Raw genomic sequence first — 22,634 nt, 5'->3', positions numbered from 1 at the left:
TTTGGATCAGTTTCTGCGTTAGACGCAGCATTAACGACATGGAGTAAAAAATGTCCAGACCTACCATTATCATCAATGAGCTCGACGCAGAACGTATCGACAGGCTGCTGGAAAAAGCGGAATTTGCCTCGCTCCCCGTGGCCGACGCCCTGAATGAGGAGCTCGACCGGGCACAGATGTGCACGCCTGAGACAATGCCGCATGACGTGGTCACCATGAACAGCCAGGTGAAATTCCGCAACCTGACCACCGGTGAAGAGTTGACCCGTACGCTGGTATACCCGGCTCAGATGACCGACAGCAGCACACAGCTTTCTGTTCTGGCCCCTGTGGGTGCCGCACTGCTGGGACTGCGTACGGGGGATACGATCCACTGGGAATTACCGGGTGGGGCGTCAACCCATCTGGAAGTGCTGGAGCTGCTCTACCAGCCAGAAGCCGCGGGCGATTACCTGCGTTAATCTCTTCTGAATAAGCGCCTACCCGCTTTGCACAGAGGATGCAGCCGCATCCTCTTTCCGCAAATTCACCCAATTTTCCTATACCGCGCAAAATGGCCTTAATCCACGCTTAACCTGTTTTGGTGCCGCGGGGACGGTCATGAGTGAGATAGGCGTTATCACACTTATCTTTCTGATTTTTGTGGCGATTATCGTCACGGCCGTGCTCTATCTTGAACGCCACTGGTAAGCGAATATTCTCAGGCAACCCCGCCCGGGAAGGCATTCACCAGCCCTTTAACGGTCTGCTCTGCGGCTTCGGGGGTCTCTGCGCCCGGGACCAGAATCACCTTCCGGCACTCCTCCTCCCGTTTTTCGAAAATCTTATAGGCGCGTTCCGCATCCGCAAGGGGGAGATAATGGGTCACGATCTCTTCCGGCGTAAGCAGCCCTTTTTCGATCAGCGGTAACAGTTCACCCAGCCAGGCATGGACGTGCGTCTGGCCCATCTTAAACGTCAGCCCCTTATCAAAGGCATCGCCAAACAGGAAGCCATGGATAAACCCTGCGTATACGCCGGGTACGCTGACCACCCCGCCGCGACGCACGGCAGCAATGCACTGACGCAACGCTTTGCCGCTGCTGCCTTCGATTTTAAGATTGCTGAGGATCGTTTCCGTGGTGCTGCCTTTCGCTTCAAACCCGACCGCATCAATCACGGCGTCAACGCCGCGCTGGCCCGCGGTCTGCTCGATGATTTTTTCCGCCGCGTCGTTGTCATCATCAAAGTTGATGGGGATAGCGCCATAGCGCGCCTCGGCAAATCGCAACCGGTAGGGATGGTGATCGATAACAAAAATCTGCTCAGCCCCCAGCAGCCGCGCACAGGCAATGGTCAGTAGCCCCACCGGCCCGGCGCCGAAAACGGCTACGCTTGAGCCTTTTTCAATCTGCGCATTTTTTGCCGCCTGCCAGGCCGTGGGCAAAATGTCGGACAGGAACAGCGCTTTATCATCAGAAAGAAGCTGCGGGACTTTAAACGGCCCGACGTTACCCTTCGGCACGCGAACGTATTCCGCCTGCCCGCCCGGCACGCCGCCGTAGAGGTGGCTGTAGCCAAACAGCGCCGCAGGCGCGGGAATTTGCTTTTTGTTCAGTGCGGCACCCTGCCCGGCGTTGGTATTCTCACAGGCCGCATACTGCTGGAGGCGACAGAAGAAACAGTCCCCGCAGGCGATAACAAAGGGGATCACCACGCGATCGCCCTTTTGCAAATTCTTCACCTCTGCGCCGCACTCGACGATTTCCCCCATAAACTCATGGCCAAAAATATCGCCGTGCTGCACCTTTGGGATCTTTCCGCGGTAGAGATGCAAATCGGAGCCGCAGATAGCCGTGGCCGTGACGCGCAGAATAATATCGTCGGGCTGTTCGATGATGGGGTCGGGGACATTCTCGACGCGAACATGGTGTGGACCGTGATACGTAAGTGCTTTCATGCGACCTCCGAAAGGTTCCGGGTAAGTGTATAAGGGTAGCTACCCCTGAAGGTCTGCCTGTGAATACGGGTCTTTTGAGATTTATCCTGGCAAGATAAGAAAACTGACGGAGCGCTTACAGAAACCATGACTATTTTGTGGTTGAATGAGTACAGCGTTTATAAACAAGGAGAAACGGGTATGTATCAGAGAATCATTATGCCGGTTGATGTTTTTGAAATGGAGCTGAGCGACAAGGCCGTACGCCACGCGGAGTTTCTGGCGCAGCAGGACGGTGTCATCCATCTGCTACACGTGCTGCCAGGCTCCGCCAGCCTGAGCCTGCACCGCTTTGCCGCCGATGTGCGTCGCTTCGAGGAACATTTGCAGCACGAGGCGGAAAATCGCCTGCAAACCATGGTCAGCCACTTCAGCATCGACCCTTCACGGATCAAAACACACGTCAGATTCGGCAGCGTACGCGATGCGGTCAATGAGCTGGCGACCGAACTGAAGGCAGACGTGGTGGTTATCGGTTCGCGTAACCCGTCCATTACCACGCATCTGCTGGGCTCTAACGCCTCCAGCGTCATCCGCCACACCCATATACCGGTGATGGTCGTTAGATAAAAAAAAGAGGCCACCTTTCGGTGGCCTCTCGCTATTGCAGGTGTAGCCTTACTTTCTTTTCTTATGCGGTTTTGGTGCGGATCAGGTAGTCAAACGCGCTCAGAGACGCCTTCGCCCCTTCACCCGTGGCGATAATGATCTGTTTGTACGGCACGGTGGTGCAGTCGCCCGCCGCAAACACGCCCTTCACGCTGGTTTCACACTTCGCATCAATGATGATTTCGCCCATGCGGTTGCGCTCAATCGCCCCTTCCAGCCAGGTGGTATTTGGCAGCAGACCAATCTGCACGAAGATCCCTGAAAGCTGCACGCTGTGCACGTCGCCGCTCACGCGGTCGCGGTATTCCAGACCGGTGACCTTGCTGCCGTCGCCCTTCACTTCCGTGGTCTGCGCGTTCAGTATGATGTCGACGTTTTTCAGGCTGCGCACTTTATCCTGCAGAACCTGGTCGGCCTTCATGTCTGGCGCGAACTCCAGCAGGGTTACGTGTTCAACAATCCCCGCCAGGTCGATCGCCGCTTCCACGCCGGAGTTTCCGCCGCCGATCACCGCCACGCGCTTACCTTTAAACAGCGGGCCGTCGCAGTGCGGGCAGTAGGTCACGCCTTTGGTGCGATACTGATCTTCGCCCGGCACGTTCATGTTGCGCCATTTCGCGCCGGTGGCAATGATGATGCTGCGCGCTTTCAGCACCGCGCCGGAGGCAGTTTCAATCTGGTGTAAACCACCCTCAACCGCAGCAGGTACCAGCCTGCTGGCGCTCTGGCTGTCGATCACGTCCACGTCGTAATCGCTGACGTGCGCCTTCAGCGCGCCGGCCAGCTTCTGGCCTTCGGTTTTCGGCACGGAGATATAGTTTTCAATGTCCACGGTATCCAGTACCTGGCCACCGAAGCGTTCGCCCATCAGGCCGGTACGGATCCCTTTACGCGCGGAGTACACTGCCGCCGCCGCACCCGCAGGGCCGGAACCGACAATCAGCACGTCGTAAGCCTCGCGTTTGTTCAGCGCTTCTGCGGCACGTTTTTCGGCACCGGTATCCACTTTGGCGACGATTTCCGTCAGCGTCATACGGCCCTGGCCGAATTCCTGACCGTTCAGATACACCGCCGGAACGCCCATCACGTTGCGATCGGTGATTTCATTCTGGAAGGTACCGCCATCAATTGCCGTGTGTTTGATGCGCGGGTTGAGGACCGACATCAGGTTCAGCGCCTGCACCACGTCAGGACAGTTGTGGCAGGAGAGCGAGTAGTAGGTTTCAAACTCAAAATCACCGTCGATATCGCGGATCTGCTCCAGCAGCGCCTGCGCCTCTTTCGACGGATGACCGCCGGTCCACAGCAGCGCCAGCACCAGCGAGGTAAATTCATGCCCCAGCGGCGAGCCGGCAAAACGCGGCCCCAGCTCAGAGCCTGGGTTAGTGATCAGGAAAGACGGCTTACGGACGTTAAGCGAGTTATCCTCTTTGAAGGTCACTTTTGGTGACAGTTCAGCGATCTCTGCCAGCAGTTCCTTGATCTCTGCCGATTTCGCGCTGTCGTCCAGCGTGGCAATCAGCTCAACGGGTTTGGTCAGTTTCTCAAGGTAGGCCTTGAGCTGGGTTTTCATCGTGGTGTCGAGCATGGTTCTTCCCTCTCTTAAAACGTCATCATGCAAGCTGCCTTATACGGGCGGCCTGAATGCAACTTGCATCATGGTGCTGGAATGAAATGGGCGCGGGTGCGCCCATTGATTGCCGGGTGGCTCGTCGTTTACCCGGCCTACGATACTGTAGGCCTGTGCAAGCGCAGCGCCGCCAGGCTTTACAGACTTAGATCTTGCCGACCAGGTCTAAAGATGGCGCCAGCGTTGCTTCGCCTTCTTTCCATTTAGCCGGGCACACTTCGCCTGGGTGAGAAGCGACATACTGCGCTGCTTTTACTTTACGCAGCAGGTCAGACGCATCACGGCCGATACCTTCAGCGGTAACTTCGATAGCCTGGATAATGCCCTGCGGGTCAACAACGAAGGTCGCACGGTCAGCCAGGCCTTCATCTTCACGCATGTTGTCGAAGTTACGGGTCAGGGCGCCAGTCGGGTCACCGATCATCGCGTATTTGATTTTGGCGATGGTTTCAGAGCTGCTGTGCCATGCTTTGTGGGTGAAGTGGGTATCGGTAGACACAGAGTAAACGTCTACCCCCAGCTTCTGCAGTTCGTCGTAATGGTCAGCCACGTCGCCCAGTTCGGTCGGGCAAACGAAGGTGAAGTCAGCCGGATAGAAGAAGAAGACGCTCCAGCGACCTTCGGTATCTTTCTCGGTTACTTCGATGAACTCACCGTTTTTGAACGCCTGGTTTTTGAAAGGTTTAATTTTAGTGTTAATCAAAGACATCTGTACTTCCTCCGTGTTTTCGTTGAGATGTAAGGTAACCAACTTTATCCATCGGGGCTAATGCGTATGCTTTATCAAATCAATCAGCCAAACCTTACAACGCCAACAAGACAACCTTGTGAACGGAACTAACGGAAAGCCTGAACGTAAAAAGGCCGCCCTGGTGGGCGGCCCTGATACCTGAACTTTCCACAGGAACTTTCAGTGCCAGCCTGGGCTGGCGTTGCGTTGCGCTCTACATACCTTATTTCAGGCCGTAACAGCGGTTTGATTACAGCACCGGTTTTCAGTTTGGGCAATCCGTCACGCCGGCATTCCGCCCTATGGCTGTGATAGGTTTTACCGAATAGCCTCCGCGTCTGCCTGACTCAACGAGAGGCTTAATAATGAGAATGAGTTGCAATAAGTGGTCTGCCTGGTGGCCAGAACGAAAGTGACAATAATGAGTCACAGCGAATGTATAACCAATAATGGTTATTTGAGAACAAAGCCGCAAGTTTTAAAGATAAAAATATCTTAATAACGGCTGAAGTTCTATTTCAATAATCCAGCCTCGTGATATATTAAGCTCGTATTCAAAACAAATTAAGTAGGTTAATCACAAGGATTGTAAATGATTAACTTCGAACTATAGTTATCAGTAATGTGATGACAACAACACACTCAGGATGATTTATGGCAAATCTTTACGACCTTAAAAAATTCGATCTTAATCTGTTAGTCATTTTTGAGTGCATTTATCAGCACCTTAGCATTAGCAAGGCAGCGGAAACACTCTATATCACGCCCTCAGCAGTGAGCCAGTCCCTGCAACGCCTGCGCGCGCAACTGAATGACCCGCTTTTTATTCGTTCGGGTAAAGGCATTACCCCGACGACGGTGGGGATCAATTTGCATCACCATCTGGAAGAAAACCTTAATAGCATTGAGCAAACCATTAATATCCTGAATAACGCGCAGATCAAAAAGAGCTTTGTCATCTACTGCCCGCAGATTGTGGCCCATGGGCGCTTCGGCAGCCTGCTAAGCTCTCTGCTTGCAGACGAAAATTACGACATAGAACATAATGATGTGCTCTTATCTCCTGAGTCAGCCGAGGATTTGCTCGCCTACCGCAAGGCCGACCTGGTGTTTAGCTTTGCTCCGGTTAACAGTCGCTCTATCATCTGTACCCGCTTTATGAAGTTAGCAATGCTGTTGGCGTGCAGTAAAGATCACCCCCGCCTCGGCGATAGCGCAACGATTGAGGAACTCAGCCAGGAAAAATTCACGCTGATGCGCAGTCAGGAGAATGGCATAAAAGAGTTCCAGCTGCAGTCAAACATTCTCCTTCCGGAACGCAACGTCTGTTTCCGCAGTGACTCACTGCTTTCGATTATGAATATTATTGGCGTGAGTGATTTAATAGGCTTTGTACCAACAATATTGTTTGAACGATATAAAGACCATCTCAACCTGAAGAGCATTTCCTTGCCTTTTGCGATTCCTCAAGTAGATGTTTATATGCTTTACAATCGCTCGGCGTTAAACAGCAGCGTGTTTACGCAATTCATTGAAAAAATCGAAGTGGAATAACTTGCGATATCGCCTGAATACTTTTTAATTACATTCGGGCAACAAATCCTTTAATGGAAGATCTTATTATTCCGGTTTCTCCTTAATATCTTTACTATTCATGGTTTATCAGCGTAAATAAAAGCCCCCGACTGTCATACTCAGGAAGAGATTGAACATGTCACTGTATAAATATCCCCTGCAGCTTAACGTGCTGGAGGCCGCGCAGGAGCGCATCGGCTGGACGTTCGCCACCTTTTCCCGCATCTGCGTCTCCTTCTCCGGCGGCAAAGACTCCACCGTCATGCTGCATCTCACCGCGCAAATGGCCCGGGCGCAAAAACGAAAAATCAGCGTGCTTTTTATTGACTGGGAAGCACAGTTCTCCTGCACCATTGAGCACGTTAATGCGCTGCGCGAAGGCTACCGGGACGTCATCGAGCACTTTTACTGGGTGGCGCTTCCGCTGACCACGCAAAATTCCCTCTCACAGTATCAGCCTGAATGGCAATGCTGGGCGCCGGACGTGCGCTGGGTGCGCCAGCCGCCGGAAGGCGCCATCACCGCTGCGGATTATTTTGATTTTTACCAGACGGGAATGACCTTTGAAGCCTTTGTCCGCTCGTTTTCCGACTGGTTTGCCCTGCACCGTCCGGCAGCCATGCTGGTGGGCATTCGCGCCGATGAATCCTACAACCGATTTTTGACCATCGCCAACAACCGCAAGCATCGCTTCGCGGACGATAAGCCCTGGACAACCACCGCGCCCGGCGGGCACGCGTGGTACGTCTATCCTCTTTACGACTGGAAAACCGCAGACATCTGGACATGGTTTGCAAAATCCGGAAGCAGCTATAACCCGCTCTACAACCTCATGTTTCAGGCGGGCGTCCCGCCGCGCTATATGCGCATCTGCGAGCCCTTCGGCCCGGAACAGCGCCAGGGACTCTGGCTCTATCACGTTCTCGAGCCCGAGCGCTGGGCCGCCATGTGCGAGCGCGTCAGCGGCGTGCGCAGCGGCGGCTTCTACGCCGGGCAGGACAACCACTTTTATGGCCACCGGAAAATCCTCAAACCCGATCACCTCGGCTGGCGCGACTACGCCATGCTCCTGCTGAACAGCATGCCGCAAAACACGGCTGAGCATTACCGCAATAAAATCGCGATCTATCTGCACTGGTATCAGAAGAGAGGCATGCCGGATATCCCCGAGACGCAGGACGGCGATATCGGCGCCAAAGACATCCCCTCATGGCGCCGTATTTGTAAGGTATTACTTAATAATGACTACTGGTGCAGGGCGCTGTCGTTCAGCCCGAATAAACCTAAACATTATCAGCGCTACAGCGAACGAGTGAAGGCGAAGCGCAAGGAGTGGGGCATTTTATGCGACAAAGAATAATTACCGAGATCGAAACGTACCTTCAGTCACTTTGCGAGGAGGATCGGATTACTGCCATCAATGCCTTTCGCGAAGCGATCCATAAAAACAGCCCTTTTCACGAGCAACCGATAGACTGCGTTCTCTGGATCAAACAGGACGCGATTATCGCTAACGACTACAACCCCAATAACGTTGCCCCTCCGGAAAAACGGCTGCTCAGCAAGTCGCTCGAACTCGATGGATTCACCCAACCTATTGTTGTGACGGAAAGTGAAGCCCATCACTACGAAATTGTGGATGGCTTTCATCGCCACGAAATCGGCAAAAATCGGGCGGCGTTGAAGCGTCAGCTCAGAGGATATCTCCCCGTCACCTGCCTGCGCCAGCACCGGCAGGATAAACATGACCGTATGGCCGCCACGATTCGCCACAATCGGGCGCGGGGTCGGCATCAAATCAACGCCATGTCAGATATCGTGCGCGAACTGGCACAGCTCGGCTGGAATGATGAGCGAATAGGCAAAGAGCTGGGCATGGACAGCGATGAGGTGCTGCGCCTCAAGCAAATCAACGGTCTGCTGGAGCTGTTTGCAGACCGCCGTTACTCAGAAGCGTGGACGGTGAAATAATCAGAGCGTGTTCAAACGCTCCGCCGCCGCCAGCAGCGTCGATTCCTGCTTCGCAAAGCACAGGCGGATCAGCTTGTGCGGGAAGGGATCGGCGCAGAACACCGACAATGGAATGGCGGCCACGCCGACCTCTTTCGTCAGCCACTGGCAAAAGCTAACGTCGTCCAGTTCGGAAATCGCGCTGTAGTCGGCGAGCAGGAAATAGGTTCCTTCAGACGGCAAAATTTCCAGGCGGCTTTGGCTCAGCGCCGCCACAAACAGATCCCGACGTTCACGATAGAAGTGCGGCAGCTCGCGGTAATGCGCGGGTTCCGCGCGCAGCATATCCGCCAGCGCCAGCTGAGCCGGCGTGTTCACGGCAAACGTCAGGTACTGATGCACTTTGCGCAGCTCAGCGCTGATGGCCGCCGGGGCCACGCAGTACCCTACCTTCCAGCCGGTCATATGGTAGGTCTTACCAAACGAAGAGACGGCGATAGCACGTTCACGAAGCTGCGGATGGGCCAGCACGCTGGCATGCCCTTCCTCAGCAAAGCAGATGTGCTCGTAGACTTCATCGCTCAGGACGTAAATTTCCCGTTCGGCGATAGCCTGCCACAGCGCGGCAAAATCGGCTTTTTGCCACACCGTCGCCGACGGGTTATGCGGCGTATTCAGGATCACCAGACGAGTTTTGTCACTCAGCAGCGCAGCAAATGCCTGCCAGTCAGGGCGGAAATGCGGCGGCTGGAGCGCCACACGTTTCACCACGCCGCCGGAGAGTTCAACCGCAGGCGCATAGCTGTCGTAGCTCGGATCAAAGCAGATGACTTCATCCCCCGCGCGCACCAGTGCGGTGATGGCCGCATACAGCGCTTCGGTTGCCCCTGCCGTCACCGTGATGTCGGTGTTCGCATCGGGCTTATGGCCATACAGCTCAGCCGTTTTGTCGGCAATCGCTTCCCGCAGCGCCTGCACGCCCGTCATCGGCGCATACTGATTCGCCCCCTGCGCCACGTGATACGCCAGACGCGCCTGCAGATAAGCCGGGCCGTCGAAATCCGGGAACCCCTGAGAAAGGTTAATGGCGTTGTGCTGCTGCGCCAGGGCGCTCATCTGCGTAAAGATGGTAGTACCGAGGTTGGGAAGTTTACTTTGCGGAATCAAGGCGTTAATGCTCATTGTGTTGTGCCTGCTTGTAATACTTATGTTGCTGCCACTATAACACGATGTTAGTCTTTGGCAATCAAGACGCTTAGACGTCTAAACAATATGAATATTCCTGGCCGAGAGGGTAAAAGGAAAATGACAGACAACCTGCAACTCACGCATCTGGTCGACGCCTGCCGCTGGATCGGTGCCAAAGGCTGGGCGCCCGCTACCGGCGGTAACATGTCGGTGCGTCAGGATGAACATCTCTGCTGGCTTAGCGAATCCGGCAAAGACAAAGGTAGCCTCACAACCGATGACTTTCTGCAGGTGGAGATCGCCACCAACCGCGCGCCGTCCGGTCGCAAACCGTCGGCGGAGACCGGTCTGCACACGCTGATTTATCGCCTGTTCCCGGAAGCCAACGCCGTGCTGCACGTTCACACGGTTAACGCCACGGTGCTGTCGCGTCTGGTCAAAGAGGCCGAGCTCAACATCAGCGGCTTTGAGATGCAAAAATCCCTCACCGGACAAACCACGCATCTGGATACGGTGGCTATCCCGGTCTTTGATAACGACCAGGATATCGACGCCCTCGCCTCACGCATCGCTCATTACGCCCAGGAACGGCCGCTTAATTATGGTTTTCTTCTGCGCGGTCATGGCTTAACCTGCTGGGGACGCGACGTGGCCGAAGCCCGGCGTCATCTGGAAGGATTAGAGTTCTTATTTGAATGCGAAATGCGTTTACGACAACTGGAGAGAGTATGATTCGCGCGATTGTGACGGATATTGAAGGGACCACCAGCGATATTCGTTTTGTCCATGATGTTTTGTTCCCCTACGCGCGTGAGCGACTGGCGGCCTTCGTGACCGCGCAGCAGTACGCCGAGCCGGTCAAATCCATTCTGGACAACCTGCGTGATGAAATCGCTAACCCACACGCCAGCGTCAGCGAACTTATCGACGCCCTGTTTGCCTTTATGGATGAAGACCGTAAATCTACGGCACTTAAAGCGCTGCAGGGGATCATCTGGCACGACGGCTACGTTAACGGCGACTTTACCGGCCATCTCTACCCGGACGTGCTCCCGGCGCTGGAAAAATGGAAAGCGCAAGGGATTGATCTCTATGTTTATTCCTCTGGCTCCGTCGCCGCGCAGAAACTGTTATTTGGCTACAGCGACGAAGGTGATATTACTCATCTGTTCAGCGGCTATTTCGACACCCACATCGGCGCCAAGCGCGAGGTGCAGTCTTATCAGAACATTGCGGCGCAAACGGGCATCGCCCCGTCGCAGATCCTCTTCCTCTCCGATATTCATCAGGAGCTGGACGCGGCTGAACAGGCAGGTTTTCGTACCCTGCAGCTGATTCGCGGCGATGATGACGGCGCAAGCCACCACCATCAGGTCCACCAGTTTGACGAGATTAACCCGGAGCAGATCCCTTCATGAGCGCATTGACCATTTATTCCGACAAAGACGCCAGTCAACACCAGTGGCACAGCACCGACGCCGCCGAGATTGCCCAACAGCTCAACGCGAAAAGCGTGCGGTTTGAACGCTGGGCGGCGGATCGCGATTTAGGACACGATCCCGCGCCTGAAGCCGTGATCGCGGCGTATCAACATGCGATCGACAAACTGGTGGCAGAGAAGGGTTACCAGAGCTGGGACGTGATCAGCCTGCGCGCCGACAATCCGCAGAAAGACGCGCTGCGCGCGAAGTTCCTGAACGAACACACCCACGGCGAAGACGAAGTACGCTTTTTCGTGGAAGGCGCGGGCTTGTTCTGCCTGCACATCGGCGATGAGGTATATCAGGTCTTGTGCGAGAAAAACGACCTGATCTCCGTGCCCGCGGGCACGCCGCACTGGTTTGATATGGGCTCAGAGCCGAACTTTACGGCGATTCGTATTTTCGATAACCCGGAAGGCTGGGTTGCCCAGTTTACCGGTGACGCAATTGCGGATGCGTATCCACGCCTGGCCTGATCTTTTCTCCCTCTCCCTGTGGGAGAGGGTCGGGGTGAGGGCACCAGCGCGCACTACGCGTTAAGCCCTTTCACATACTCCACCAGCTGATCCAGCACAATCCCCCACCCTTCGTGAAATCCCATCTGTTCATGCTGCTCGCGGATCTCCTTCGTTGGGTGGCGCGCAATCGCCGTATAGCGGGTTTTGCCCTCGCCCACCTCTTCCAGCAGCAGGATCGCCGTCATAAACGGCTTCTCGGCCGGTTTCCAGCCTTCGGTATAGCCGTCGGTAAAGACCAGCTTTTTCCCCGGGTCGATTTCAAGGAACACGCCCCGGTTATCCATCCGCTGGCCGTCCACCTCAAACACGGTGTTGAACCGCCCGCCCACGCGCAGATCGAGATCGCAGTCGAGCACCTTATGCGGTGCAGGGATGAAGAAGTGTTTGATGTGTTCGGGCGTAGTCCAGCAGAGCCACAGGAGGTCGCGTGGTGCGTCCACCACGCGCTCCAGTTTTAAGTCTGTTTCAGGGTCGAGCGTCACGATGTTGTCCTCTTAAGGGAGCCCCTTAAAGGATAGCCGGACTCAGGCAAATTTCCCTTCTGCAACCTCTTCCGGCGTGACCACGCCCGTATCCAGCACCCAGCCGCTAATCAGCGAGGCTGGGGTCACGTCAAACGCCGGGTTGTAGACCTTCGCGTTTTCAGGTGCCCACTGCACCGCGCCAATGCTTCCGGCGACGCCCGTCACCTCGCTGGCGGCGCGCTGCTCAATCGGGATCGCGTCGCCGTTCGGGCAGTCCGGGTCGAGGGTCGTTTGCGGGGCGGCGACGTAGAACGGAATGCCGTGGAATTTTGCCAGCACCGCCAGAGAGTAGGTGCCGATTTTGTTCGCCACGTCGCCGTTAGCCGCAATGCGGTCTGCGCCCACCCACACGGCGTCCACCTGCCCTTTCGCCATCAGGCTGGCGGCCATGGAGTCGGTAATCAGCTGATACGGCACGCCCAGCTCGCCCAGCTCCCAGGCGGTCAATCTACCGCCCTGCAGCAGGGGGCGGGTTTCATCCACCCAGACGTTGCTGACGTTGCCTTCCTGGTGCGCGCGAGCAATCACCCCCAGCGCGGTGCCGACGCCCGCCGTTGCCAGCCCGCCGGTGTTGCAGTGGGTCAGCAGACGGCTGCCGGGCTTCACCAGCGCGCTGCCCGCGCTGGCAATCGCATCGCAAAGTCGTTTGTCTTCGTCAATCAGGCGCAGCGCTTCGGCCACCAGCGCCGGAACATACTCTTCCTGCCAGAGCGCCCGCTTCATGCGGTCGAGGTTGTTCATCAGGTTCACCGCCGTCGGCCGGGACGCGCGCAGGGTTTCCAGCGCAACCGCCAGCTCGTCACGGCTTTTGCCGTTTTCCGCCAGCAGCGCCAGCAGCAGGCTTGCAGAGAGACCAATGAGCGGCGCGCCGCGCACCCGCAGGGCGTGAATATGCCCCACCAGCGCCTCTACCGTTGAGGCATCCAGCCAGCGTTTCTCCTGCGGAAGGGCCTGCTGGTCGAGAATAAAGAGCTGATTATCCGCTACCCGCAGGCTGGTCGTCTGTAATGTCTGCATGTCGTTAATTCCCTGTTGCGTTGTTGTAGCACATTGTGTCAGGATGAAATCCAGATGTATAGACGTCTACATGTCTTTATTAGCAAACCCGTGAGGAGCAGGCCATGTCGCAATACCGTACCTTTACCGCTCAGGACGCCGTGGAATATGCCAGGCAGTTTGGCGGCCTTGACGATCCTTCATCGCTGGTGGAGGCGCAGGAGGTAGGCGACGGCAACCTCAATCTGGTGTTCAAAATCTTCGACAGCGCGGGCGTGAGCCGCATCATCGTCAAGCAGGCGCTGCCCTACGTGCGCTGCGTCGGCGAGTCCTGGCCGCTGACGCTGGATCGCGCCCGTCTGGAGGCGCAAACGCTGGTCGAGCACCACCGGCACAGCCCGCAGCACACCGTGAAAATCCACCACTTTGACCCGGAACTGGCGGTAATGGTGATGGAAGATCTCTCCAGCCATCGCATCTGGCGCGGCGAGCTGATCAAAAATAATTATTACCCGCAGGCGGCGCGTCAGCTGGGTGAATACCTCGCGCACGCGCTGTTCCACACCAGCGATTTCTTCCTGCATCCGCACGAGAAGAAAGCGCAGGTGGCGAAATTCATCAACCCGGAGATGTGTGAGATCACCGAAGATCTGTTCTTCAACGATCCGTACCAGATCCACGAACGCAACAGCTACCCGGCCGAGCTGGAAAATGACGTCGCCGCGCTACGCGACGACGCCCAGCTGAAAATTGCCGTGGCCTCCCTCAAGCACCGCTTCTTTTCTCAGGCTGAAGCCCTGCTGCACGGGGATATCCACAGCGGCTCGATTTTTGTCGCCGACGGCAGCCTGAAGGCCATCGATGCCGAGTTCGGCTATTTCGGGCCGATGGGCTTTGACATCGGCACCGCCATCGGCAACCTGCTGCTCAACTTCTGCGGCCTGCCGGGGCACCTGGGCATTCGCGATGCCGCCGCCGCGCGCGAGCAGCGCCTGACCGATATTCAGGAGCTGTGGAACACCTTCGCGGAACGCTTCCAGGCGCTGGCGCACGAGAAAACGCGCGACGCGGCGCTCAGCGCGCCGGGCTATGCCTCCGCGTTCCTGAAAAAGGTCTGGCATGACGCCATCGGCTTCTGCGGCACCGAACTCATTCGCCGCAGCGTCGGGCTTTCCCACGTCGCGGATATCGACACCATTCAGGACGAGGCGATGCGCCACGAGTGCCTGCGCCACGCGATAATGCTCGGCAAGGCGCTGATTGTGATTGCCGAGCGTATCGAGAGCGCGGAAGATCTGGTGGCGCGGGTGCGGCAGTACAGTTGAGAACGTTTGCCCGGTGGCGCTGCGCTTACCGGGCCTACGAGAGCAAAATGTAGGCCGGGTAAGGCAAAGGCGCCACCCGGCAAAAACTCACCCCAGATACTCAATTACCGACAGCCCGCCGTTATAGTCCGTGCTGAAGATAATTCCCTGCGCATCCACAAACACGTCACACGACTGGATCACCTGCGGGCGATTCGGGCGGGTATCCATCATTTTCGCCGGCGCGGCGGGCACCAGCGCCCCCGTTTCAACCGGCCGATACGGATTAGAGATGTCATACGCGCGCACGCCCGCATTCTGCCAGGTGGCAAAAATCAGCGTTGAGCTGACAAAGCTCCCCGGCCGGTTCTCGTGCAGGTTGTGCGGGCCGAAATGCGCCCCTTTCGCCACGTAGTCGATTTCATCCGGCTGCGGGAAGGTAGAGATGCTGACCGGGTTCGACGGCTCGCGAATATCAAACAGCCAGATCAGCTTCTCGCCGTCTTCCTGGTTATCGAGTACCGCTTCGTCCAGCACCACCAGCAGATCGCGGTCCGGCAGCGGCAGCGCGGTGTGCGTGCCGCCGCCAAACGGCGGACTCCAGTTGCGGTGGCTAATGAGCTTAGGCTGGGTACGATCCTTCACGTCCAGCAGCGTCAGGCCGCCGTCGCGCCAGCTGCCGTACGCGGTATCGCCGGCAATAATCGCATGGTGGAGCGCGTAGCGTTTCCCTTCCGGCCAGTTAGGCTTCTCCCCTTCTGCCTGATTCATCCCCGGCAGCCACCAGCGCCCTGCCACCTCAGGCTTACGCGGGTCGGCCAGGTCAATCGTCAGAAAGATGTAGTCGGTAAAGCCGTCAATAAGCGCCGACACGTACGCCCAGCGGCCACCGACGTACCAGATGCGGTGAATGCCAATGCCGCTCAGCGGCAGAAAGCCGATTTCGCGCGGCGCGTCCGGCGTGGAGATATCAAAAACGCGAAGGCCAGCGCTCCAGCCTTTGTCCTGCACGTCGCTGACGGTCTCGCCCACCTGCCGGGTGTAGTAGACCTTCTCGTCGGCAAAACGCGCATCGGCAAACAGATCCCGGGCGTTGATGACCAGCAGCAGGTCATCATGCGCCTGCAGATGCACGTTCCAGGTGCCGGGCGGCGCGGGAACATAGCCCGCGGGTTTCGGGTTTTTCGGGTCGCGCACGTCCACTATCGAAAAGCCCTGCGACACCATATGGCCGATCCAGGCGAAACCGCGGTGCACCATCAGCTGCACGCCGTCCGGGCGACCGCCCTGATCGCTATGGCCAATCAGCCGCATATTGCGGCTGTATTCGGGAGGGGGTAAATGAGTCACCTTGAGCTCCTTTCGCCGGGTGGCGGCTGCGCCTTACCCGGCCTACAACACCGTAGGCCCGGTAAGCGAAGCGCCACCGGGCATTATTTTGACCTGGCTTCCAGCGTCGCAAACCACGGCGCAATGAAATCTTCCGTCTGGCCCCAGCCCGGAATGATTTTCCCCAGCGACGCCACGTTCACCGCGCCCGGCTGGGCGGTCAGCAGCGCCTGCGGAATCGCGGCCGCTTTGAAATCGTAGGTCGCAGGCGTTGCTTCCCCGGCAATCTTGTTCGCGACCAGACGCACGTTGGTCGCGCCAATCAGCTTCGGATCCACCGCCACGCTCACCTTCCACGGGCTGCCCGGCTCGCGCATCAGCTGCAGATCCTGGTTGGAGATGTCGATGCTGTAGAGTTTAATCTCGGTACGGCCGTTCTCCTTCAGCGCCTTATACGCGCCCTGGCTGAAGGCGTCCCAGGTTCCCCAGATGGCGTCGATTTTGCCTTTCGGGTATTTCGCCAGGATCGCCCCAACCTTGTTGGCGGTGTCGCCCTGCACGTCAGAGGAGACCGCGCCGATAGACTCCAGCTCTTTGATGTCCGGGTACTGTTTTTGCAACTCTTTATACGCCGCCTGACGACGCTCCATCGGCGGGAAGCCCGCTACCCACAGCTTGACGATATTGGCCTTGCCGTTGAAATCTTTCGCCAGCTGGCCGAAGGAGAGATTCGTCAGAGAGGCATCGTCCTGTTGGGTAACGGTCACGCCCGGGATCTCGCCGTTGACGGCGGTATCAAACACGGCAACCTTAATTCCGGCGTCCACCGCCTTCTTCACCAGCGCGGTGGAGTACGGATCGCGGCCCTGAGACAGGATAATCCCGTCGTACTTCTGGCTGATGGCCTGGTTCACGAAGTCCTGGAATTTGGCGTCGTCCCCGTTGCTTAAAAAGGTGCTGACCTTAAAGCCAAGCTTCTTCCCTTCCTGAATGGCCCCGGCAATAAACTGAGTGGTGTTGTCGTCTGAGCCGAGGTTACGGATCACCGCGATGCGAATGGGGCCGTCGTGGTTGGCAATGGCCGCCGGGAGCGGTGCGGGCGTGGCCGCGAAGCCAGGCAGAGCGGTGAATAACCCTAATGCCACCAAAGAGAGTGCAATCTTTTTCATTTTTTATCCCGTTGTGTTGTCAGCGTTTTTGTATGTAGGTAATCGCCAGCGCTACCGCGAGCACCAGCCCTTTTATAATGTCCATGGCGTAATACGGCACGGAGAGCATCACCAGCCCGTTCGACAGCACGCCGAGAATCACCGCCCCGACCAGGGTCCCCAGCGCATTCGGCTTGCCGGACCCGGCCAGCGAGAAGCCGATCCACGCCGCCGCCACCGCATCCATCAGATAACCGCCGCCCGCGTTCACCTGCGACGAGCCAATGCGCGAGGCCAGCAAAATCCCGCCCAGGCCCGCCAGCAGGGAGGCAATCACGTAGGCCGCCACCTTGTAGCGGGTGGTGCGAATCCCCGAGAGGCGCGCCGCTTCCGGGTTACCGCCAATGGCGTACATCCGACGACCGTGAGTGGTGAGCGACAGCCCCAGCTGCGCCAGAACCGTCACCACCAGCATGACGATCACGATAGTCGGCACCTGTCCCAGCAGGCTGAACGTCGCAGGGATGGTGCCTTCCGCCATGTCGCCGCTGGGCAGCACCATGTTCTCGGTAATCGACCCGCCGTAGCTGTAGGTCATCGCCACGCCCTGGATCACAAACAGGCTGGCCAGCGTCGCGAGCATGTCCGGAATGCGCAGGATGACGATCAGAAAGGCGTTAAACAGCCCCACCAGCGTGCAGAGCGCGAGGGTAATCAGAATCGACTCGGTGGTGCCGAAGCCGTGCCAGACGAAAAGCGAAATCACCAGCGCGTTCGCCAGCGACGCGGTAGACCCCACGGAGAGATCGAACCCGCCGATGGTCAGCGAGATCGACACGCCGATGGCAATCACCGTCACGATGGCAATCGAGCGCAGAATATTGATGATGTTGTTCGGATCGAGGAAGCTGTCCGACGCCAGGCCAAAGACGGCCACCAGCGCGACGACGGTTAACAGCATGCCCCACTTGTAGAGAAAATCGAAAATCTGCTGACGGCCAGACGCCGTCGCGTTTACTGAAAGGGCCTTGCTCACGACGCCGTTCCTCCGGTTGAATAATAAAGTAGTGTCTCTTCACGGGCCTCGGCCCCGGCGATTTCCGCCACGATGCGCCCGTCCCACAGCACGCAGATGCGGTCGCACAGCCCGACCAGTTCGGCAAATTCGCCCGAGGCGTAAATCACCCCTTTGCCCTCGCGCGCCAGGCCGTCAATCAGCTGGAACAGATCGGTTTTAGCCTTCACGTCCACGCCTTTAGTCGGCTCGTCGAAGATCAGCACGCTCGCGTCATTGCGCAGCCATTTGCCGATGGCGATCTTCTGCTGATTGCCGCCGGAGAGACGTCGCAAAACCTGCCCGGGACCGCGGGCGCGCACGCCGACGCGGGCGATCACCTCCTCCGCCCAGCGCCACGCCTGACGATGGCCGAAAAGGCTCCAGCGCGAAAAGCTGTTATCGGCGCACACGGCAAGATTCATGCTCACCGACTCGTCGATAAAAATGCCCTCTTTGCGCCGCTCTTCCGGCACCAGCGCCAGCCCGCGCAGCACCGAGTCCGCCGGGTCGCGCGGCTGCCAGGGCTGTTGATTCAGCTCACCGCGCGCCACGCGGCTTTTGCTGGCGCCAAACAGCGCCTTACAGAGTTCGGTTTTGCCCGCGCCCGCCAGCCCCGCAATGCCGAGAATTTCGCCCTTGCGCAGGTGCAGAGAGATATCTTTCAGCAGCGCGTCGTCGTGCAGCCCTTCTACCCGCAGCAGCGTTTCGTCGCCGTGCGGCGGCCGCGCGGGCGGGTAGATATCGCTCAGCACGTGGCCGAGCATCTTCTCGACGATCGCTTCGCCGCTCAGATCGGCCATCGGGCCGGACTCAATCAGCTTGCCGTCGCGGAGCACCGTCAGGGTGTCGCAGATGGCCTTCAGCTCGTGAATGCGGTGTGAGATAAACACCACGCCGATGCCCTGCTGCTTTAACCGTCTCACCACCGCAAACAGGCGCTCGCTCTCGTGCGCGTCCAGCGGCGCGGTGGGCTCATCAAGAATGAGAAAACGGCAGTGGTGTGACAGCGCACGCGCCAGCAAAATCTGCTGCTTTTCGGCAAGCGTGCAGCTGTCGATAGAGCGGCGAACGTCCAGAGAAACATCCAGCTGCGCCAGCGCCTGTCTCGCCTGCTGGCGGACGGCGCGCCAGCTGAAGCGATGCCCCGGCTGCGCCAGCTGGTCGAGCATGATGTTCTCGGCGATGCTTAATCCCGGGATCAGCGCCACGTCCACCTCCTGCTGCACGAGGTGGATGCCCAGCCGTTTGGCGTCCAGCGGCTCGCGGATGCTTACCGGCTGGTTATTGATGGAGATTTCGCCTTCATAGTGGTCGTGCGTCCCGCACAGCACCGCCATCAGCGTCGATTTCCCCGCGCCGTTGGCGCCGGTCAGCGCATGTACCGATCCGCCGGTTAAGGTGAAATTCACGCGCGACAGCGCCTGAAAGCCGGAAAAGGCCAGGCTGATACCGCGCATTTCAAGGCGACTGGAAACCATCCGCGTAAATCCTTCATTACTCTTCTGATTTATCGAATTTTTCACAGCTCCGGTTGACTGACAACGACGGAAAAGGCATAAGTTAAAGCGAAATATTATTAGCCATCCGGATGTCCAGACATAACATCGGGTTAGCGCTTGCTAAAAAAGGACAACACCATGAGCAACACCGATATCCGCGTCGTGCCTGGCCCGGCGAACTACTTCTCCCATCCCGGAAGCCTTGCGCGTCTGAATGACTTCTTTACCCCGGAGCAGCTTTCCCGCGCGGTGTGGATTTACGGCGAGCGCGCTATCGACGGCGCGCGCCCGTTCCTGCCGGAGAGCTTTCACGCGCCGGGAGCGAAACACCTGCTTTTTAAAGGCCACTGCAGCGAGCGCGACGTCACCCATCTGGTGGACGAATCCGGCAGTGACGCCAGCGTGGTGATTGGCGTCGGCGGCGGTGCGGTACAGGATGCCGTCAAGGCCGTAGCGCGTCGTCTGGGGGTGCCGTTCGTGGGCATCCCCACCATTGCCGCCACCTGCGCGGCGTGGACGCCACTCTCCGTCTGGTACAACGATGCCGGTCAGGCGCTGCAGTTTGAGATCTTCGATGACGCCAACTTCCTGGTGCTGGTGGAGCCGCAGATCATTCTCAACGCCCCGGCCGAATACCTGCTGGCGGGTATCGGCGATACGCTGGCGAAGTGGTACGAAGCGGTGGTGTTGGCACCTGAGCCGGAGAACCTGCCGCTGACCGTGCGGCTTGGCCTTAACGGCGCGCTGGCGATCCGCGACGTGCTGCTGGAACACAGTGAGGAAGCGCTGGCCGACCAGCAGCGCGGCGAACAGACGCAGGCGTTCCGGGACGTGGTGGACGCGATTATCGCCGGCGGCGGGATGGTCGGCGGTCTGGGCGAGCGCTATACCCGCGTGGCGGCGGCGCATGCGGTGCACAACGGCTTAACCGTGCTGCCGCAGACGGAAAAATACCTGCACGGCACCAAGGTGGCCTACGGCATTCTGGTCCAGAGCGCCCTGCTCGGCCAGGACGACGTGCTGGCGCAGCTGGTGGCGGCGTACCGGCGCTTTAACCTCCCGACCACGCTTCGCGCGCTGGACGTCGATATTCACAACCGCGACGAGCTGGATAAGGTGATAGCTCACACCCTGCGTCCGGTGGAGTCAATTCACTCTCTGCCGGTGACGTTAACGCCCGACGTTCTGCGCGCCGCGTTTGAGAAGGTGGAATCCTTCAGCCGTTAATCGCGCCGACAGGCTATACCTAATGATGATTCTCACCACTCTCGTCACGAGGTCATCATGCAGATCGATTTAACAGGTAAAAAGGCGCTGGTTACCGGCGCCAGCCGTGGATTGGGTCGGGCTATCGCGCTGTCGCTGGCACGCGCCGGTGCCGATGTGGTTATTACGTATGAAAAATCCGCCGATAAAGCCCAGGCGGTCGCCGATGAAATCAAGGCGCTTGGGCGGCACGGCGAAGCGATTCAGGCCGACAGCGCCAGCGCGCAGGCGATTCAGGATGCCGTCACCCATGCGGCGCGTTCCCTTGGCGGGCTGGACATTCTGGTCAACAACGCGGGTATCGCGCGCGGCGGCCCGCTGGAGTCCATGACCCTGGCGGACATCGACGCGCTGATCAACGTCAACATTCGCGGCGTGGTGATCGCCATTCAGGAAGCGCTGGTGCACATGTCCGACGGCGGGCGCATCATCAACATCGGCAGCTGTCTGGCGAACCGCGTGGCGATGCCGGGCATTGCCGTTTACTCGATGACCAAGTCTGCCCTTAACTCCCTCACCCGCGGCCTGGCGCGCGATCTGGGCCCGCGCGGCATAACCGTTAACCTGGTGCATCCCGGACCGACCAACAGCGATATGAACCCGGAAGACGGCGAACAGGCGGAAGCCCAGCGCCAGATGATCGCGCTCGGCCACTACGGCCAGCCGGAAGACATCGCGGCGGCGGTCACCTTCCTCGCCAGCCCGGTCGCCGGGCAGATCTCCGGCACAGGGCTGGATGTCGACGGCGGGTTGAACGCCTGATCGCACCTTTTCTGCAAGCCTCTGTCGCCCGGCAGAGGCCTTGTCGAGCCGCCTCGATGTTTCGCTTTTTACCGCTTACTTCCGTTTTATGTCCGCTCTACAGTACCTCATAAGAAATTCGGAATTTATCTAATAGTCTTATTATTTCCTTATAATTTGTGTGGGCGTACAGTGGAGGTACGGATGAAGATTGTCTGGTCTAATGGTGCAAAAAAGGCTTTTTCCAGAATTGACGAGCGGTATCAACTCCGCATTGAGCTAAAGCTTGCCGAACTGGATGACCGCTCGACACCCCGGCCCGATATCAAAAAAATATCGGCGACAGAAAATCATTTCCGGCTACGCGTTGGCGATTACCGCATCATCTATACGCTTCGGGACGATCCCGATAACCATTGTTATGTTTTAGCCGTCAAGCGCAGAACTTCAACGACTTACCTGCATGAGGAGAAAGCCCCCTATGGCTGTTCAGCTAATTAAGGACGATAACGGTAAAACGCAGTATGTGGTTATTCCTTATCACGAATACTTCCGCATGTGCTCACAGATGGCAGAGATCGACGACGAAACCGATGACGATCTGGAGGATATTGAGGTCGAACACGATAGTCTGGATGACGTGGAGTTGCCCGGAGACGTGTGCAGCATCATGACCTGGCAGAACGTCAGCCTGCAGGCCGCGTGGCGTATCCTGCGCGGGCTATCCCAGCAGGAGGTGGCGGAGAAACTCGGCATCAGCCAGTCCGCCGTGTCACAGCTGGAAGCGCTGGACTCCCGTCCGCAAAAGCGCACCCGCGAAAAGCTGGCGGCGATCTACGGCTGTAAGCAGGAGCAGATCAGCCTCTATCTCCCGAAAGAGGGTTAACAGCACTTCGCCCCGCCCTTGCCGCCGTAGCGGGCGTCCTGGCGGTCGCGGAAAAATTCTTCGTAGGTCATGGGCGTCTGGTCCGGATGGTTGACGCGCATATGCTCGACGTAGTTGTCGTAGTCCGGCACGCCAATCATCATTTTGGCGGCCTGGCCCAGGTACTTACCGGCTTTGGAAAGGGTGTCGAACATAGTTCTGATCTCACAGCGAATGTAGGCCGGG

General features: G+C 57.9%; 25 protein-coding genes. 14 read left to right on the top strand and 11 right to left on the bottom strand.

Annotation, left to right across the window (positions count from 1 at the left end; all coding sequences use genetic code 11):
• The first annotated feature begins 50 nt into the window (after positions 1–50).
• The gene (gene rnk / locus PI91_RS08650) at positions 51–461 is read left to right on the top strand and encodes a nucleoside diphosphate kinase regulator (RefSeq protein ID WP_008501021.1); all 411 of its coding nucleotides are present in this window, start codon (positions 51–53) and stop codon (positions 459–461) included.
• Positions 462–600: 139 nt separating this feature from the next.
• Positions 601–690 carry a small membrane protein YldA gene (gene yldA, locus PI91_RS26575; RefSeq protein WP_008501020.1) on the top strand — a complete coding sequence of 30 codons (90 nt, stop codon included), beginning with the start codon at positions 601–603 and terminating at the stop codon, positions 688–690.
• A gap of 10 nt (positions 691–700) precedes the next feature.
• Here the strand turns inward: yldA and PI91_RS08645 are convergent, their stop codons facing one another.
• Complete coding sequence (locus tag PI91_RS08645; RefSeq protein ID WP_008501018.1) at positions 701–1,939, bottom strand: zinc-dependent alcohol dehydrogenase; 1,239 nt, start codon at positions 1,937–1,939, stop codon at positions 701–703.
• Positions 1,940–2,119: 180 nt separating this feature from the next.
• On the opposite strand from PI91_RS08645, the gene uspG reads away from it, so the two are divergent.
• Positions 2,120–2,548: a universal stress protein UspG gene (uspG, locus tag PI91_RS08640; RefSeq protein WP_008501017.1), complete on the top strand. Its 429-nt coding sequence runs from the start codon at positions 2,120–2,122 to the stop codon at positions 2,546–2,548.
• A 61-nt stretch (positions 2,549–2,609) separates the two neighbouring features.
• On the opposite strand, the gene ahpF is transcribed toward uspG, so the two are convergent.
• Both ahpF and ahpC read right to left on the bottom strand, forming a co-directional pair.
• Positions 2,610–4,175: an alkyl hydroperoxide reductase subunit F gene (gene ahpF, locus PI91_RS08635; protein WP_023343579.1), complete on the bottom strand. Its 1,566-nt coding sequence runs from the start codon at positions 4,173–4,175 to the stop codon at positions 2,610–2,612.
• A gap of 187 nt (positions 4,176–4,362) precedes the next feature.
• Entirely contained in the window at positions 4,363–4,926 is a 564-nt protein-coding gene (ahpC, locus tag PI91_RS08630; RefSeq protein WP_008501015.1) for an alkyl hydroperoxide reductase subunit C, read from the bottom strand.
• Between the two features lie 675 nt (positions 4,927–5,601).
• Between ahpC and PI91_RS08625 the strand changes: the two genes are divergently transcribed.
• The 3 genes from PI91_RS08625 to PI91_RS08615 all read left to right on the top strand — a co-directional run bounded on the left by PI91_RS08625 (position 5,602) and on the right by PI91_RS08615 (position 8,493).
• Positions 5,602–6,501, top strand: a complete 900-nt coding sequence (locus PI91_RS08625) for a LysR family transcriptional regulator (protein WP_039265952.1) — start codon at positions 5,602–5,604, stop codon at positions 6,499–6,501.
• Positions 6,502–6,658: 157 nt separating this feature from the next.
• The gene (locus PI91_RS08620) at positions 6,659–7,882 is read left to right on the top strand and encodes a phosphoadenosine phosphosulfate reductase (RefSeq protein ID WP_021242593.1); all 1,224 of its coding nucleotides are present in this window, start codon (positions 6,659–6,661) and stop codon (positions 7,880–7,882) included.
• Complete coding sequence (locus PI91_RS08615) at positions 7,867–8,493, top strand: ParB/RepB/Spo0J family partition protein (protein WP_039265950.1); 627 nt, start codon at positions 7,867–7,869, stop codon at positions 8,491–8,493. The genes PI91_RS08620 and PI91_RS08615 overlap by 16 nt, the downstream gene beginning before the upstream one ends.
• Here the strand turns inward: PI91_RS08615 and PI91_RS08610 are convergent, their stop codons facing one another.
• Positions 8,494–9,654: a pyridoxal phosphate-dependent aminotransferase gene (locus PI91_RS08610; RefSeq protein ID WP_025912709.1), complete on the bottom strand. Its 1,161-nt coding sequence runs from the start codon at positions 9,652–9,654 to the stop codon at positions 8,494–8,496.
• 123 nt (positions 9,655–9,777) lie between these two features.
• On the opposite strand from PI91_RS08610, the gene PI91_RS08605 reads away from it, so the two are divergent.
• The 3 genes from PI91_RS08605 to PI91_RS08595 are packed head-to-tail and all read left to right on the top strand — an operon-like array spanning position 9,778 to position 11,617.
• Complete coding sequence (locus PI91_RS08605; protein WP_023618408.1) at positions 9,778–10,392, top strand: methylthioribulose 1-phosphate dehydratase; 615 nt, start codon at positions 9,778–9,780, stop codon at positions 10,390–10,392.
• Positions 10,389–11,078 (top strand): acireductone synthase, encoded by a 690-nt coding sequence (gene mtnC / locus PI91_RS08600; RefSeq protein WP_008501009.1) that lies wholly within the window; start codon positions 10,389–10,391, stop codon positions 11,076–11,078. Before PI91_RS08605 ends, mtnC begins: the two co-directional genes overlap by 4 nt.
• Positions 11,075–11,617, top strand: coding sequence for an acireductone dioxygenase (locus tag PI91_RS08595; RefSeq protein WP_039265948.1), 543 nt, complete (start codon positions 11,075–11,077; stop codon positions 11,615–11,617). The genes mtnC and PI91_RS08595 overlap by 4 nt, the downstream gene beginning before the upstream one ends.
• Positions 11,618–11,670: 53 nt before the next feature.
• Here PI91_RS08595 and PI91_RS08590 read toward each other — a convergent pair whose 3' ends face one another.
• Together PI91_RS08590 and mtnA are read right to left on the bottom strand one after the other, a co-directional pair.
• Entirely contained in the window at positions 11,671–12,141 is a 471-nt protein-coding gene (locus PI91_RS08590) for an SRPBCC family protein (protein ID WP_039265947.1), read from the bottom strand.
• Between the two features lie 42 nt (positions 12,142–12,183).
• The gene (gene mtnA, locus PI91_RS08585) at positions 12,184–13,200 is read right to left on the bottom strand and encodes an S-methyl-5-thioribose-1-phosphate isomerase (protein ID WP_039265945.1); all 1,017 of its coding nucleotides are present in this window, start codon (positions 13,198–13,200) and stop codon (positions 12,184–12,186) included.
• A gap of 104 nt (positions 13,201–13,304) precedes the next feature.
• Here mtnA and mtnK point away from each other — a divergent pair, with 104 nt between their 5' ends.
• Positions 13,305–14,504 (top strand): S-methyl-5-thioribose kinase, encoded by a 1,200-nt coding sequence (gene mtnK, locus PI91_RS08580; RefSeq protein ID WP_039265944.1) that lies wholly within the window; start codon positions 13,305–13,307, stop codon positions 14,502–14,504.
• An 87-nt stretch (positions 14,505–14,591) separates the two neighbouring features.
• Here mtnK and PI91_RS08575 read toward each other — a convergent pair whose 3' ends face one another.
• The 4 genes from PI91_RS08575 to PI91_RS08560 form a co-directional block, all read right to left on the bottom strand.
• Positions 14,592–15,833 carry an LVIVD repeat-containing protein gene (locus PI91_RS08575; protein WP_039265943.1) on the bottom strand — a complete coding sequence of 414 codons (1,242 nt, stop codon included), beginning with the start codon at positions 15,831–15,833 and terminating at the stop codon, positions 14,592–14,594.
• Positions 15,834–15,916: 83 nt separating this feature from the next.
• A complete protein-coding gene (locus PI91_RS08570; protein WP_039265942.1) occupies positions 15,917–16,981 on the bottom strand; it encodes a sugar ABC transporter substrate-binding protein in 1,065 nt (354 codons plus the stop codon).
• 19 nt (positions 16,982–17,000) lie between these two features.
• Positions 17,001–17,996, bottom strand: coding sequence for an ABC transporter permease (locus PI91_RS08565; RefSeq protein WP_021242603.1), 996 nt, complete (start codon positions 17,994–17,996; stop codon positions 17,001–17,003).
• Complete coding sequence (locus PI91_RS08560) at positions 17,993–19,495, bottom strand: sugar ABC transporter ATP-binding protein (RefSeq protein WP_039265941.1); 1,503 nt, start codon at positions 19,493–19,495, stop codon at positions 17,993–17,995. Before PI91_RS08560 ends, PI91_RS08565 begins: the two co-directional genes overlap by 4 nt.
• 159 nt (positions 19,496–19,654) lie before the next feature.
• On the opposite strand from PI91_RS08560, the gene PI91_RS08555 reads away from it, so the two are divergent.
• The 4 genes from PI91_RS08555 to PI91_RS08540 all read left to right on the top strand — a co-directional run bounded on the left by PI91_RS08555 (position 19,655) and on the right by PI91_RS08540 (position 22,409).
• The gene (locus PI91_RS08555) at positions 19,655–20,743 is read left to right on the top strand and encodes an oxidoreductase (RefSeq protein WP_039265940.1); all 1,089 of its coding nucleotides are present in this window, start codon (positions 19,655–19,657) and stop codon (positions 20,741–20,743) included.
• A gap of 57 nt (positions 20,744–20,800) precedes the next feature.
• Entirely contained in the window at positions 20,801–21,544 is a 744-nt protein-coding gene (locus PI91_RS08550; RefSeq protein WP_039265938.1) for an SDR family NAD(P)-dependent oxidoreductase, read from the top strand.
• Positions 21,545–21,727: 183 nt separating this feature from the next.
• The gene (locus PI91_RS08545) at positions 21,728–22,024 is read left to right on the top strand and encodes a type II toxin-antitoxin system RelE/ParE family toxin (RefSeq protein WP_039265937.1); all 297 of its coding nucleotides are present in this window, start codon (positions 21,728–21,730) and stop codon (positions 22,022–22,024) included.
• Positions 22,005–22,409, top strand: a complete 405-nt coding sequence (locus tag PI91_RS08540; RefSeq protein ID WP_008500997.1) for a helix-turn-helix domain-containing protein — start codon at positions 22,005–22,007, stop codon at positions 22,407–22,409. The genes PI91_RS08545 and PI91_RS08540 overlap by 20 nt, the downstream gene beginning before the upstream one ends.
• Here the strand turns inward: PI91_RS08540 and PI91_RS08535 are convergent.
• Positions 22,406–22,603 (bottom strand): YbdD/YjiX family protein, encoded by a 198-nt coding sequence (locus PI91_RS08535; protein WP_006809671.1) that lies wholly within the window; start codon positions 22,601–22,603, stop codon positions 22,406–22,408. The two genes, PI91_RS08540 and PI91_RS08535, sit on opposite strands and share 4 nt — an antisense overlap.
• Between the last annotated feature and the right edge of the window lie 31 nt (positions 22,604–22,634).

It is taken from the genome of Enterobacter sp. FB (genome assembly GCF_000805795.1).
GTDB lineage: Bacteria > Pseudomonadota > Gammaproteobacteria > Enterobacterales > Enterobacteriaceae > Enterobacter > Enterobacter roggenkampii.
The sequence above is the reverse complement of the archived record's forward strand: the minus strand, read 5'-3'. Positions and strand labels throughout refer to the sequence as shown.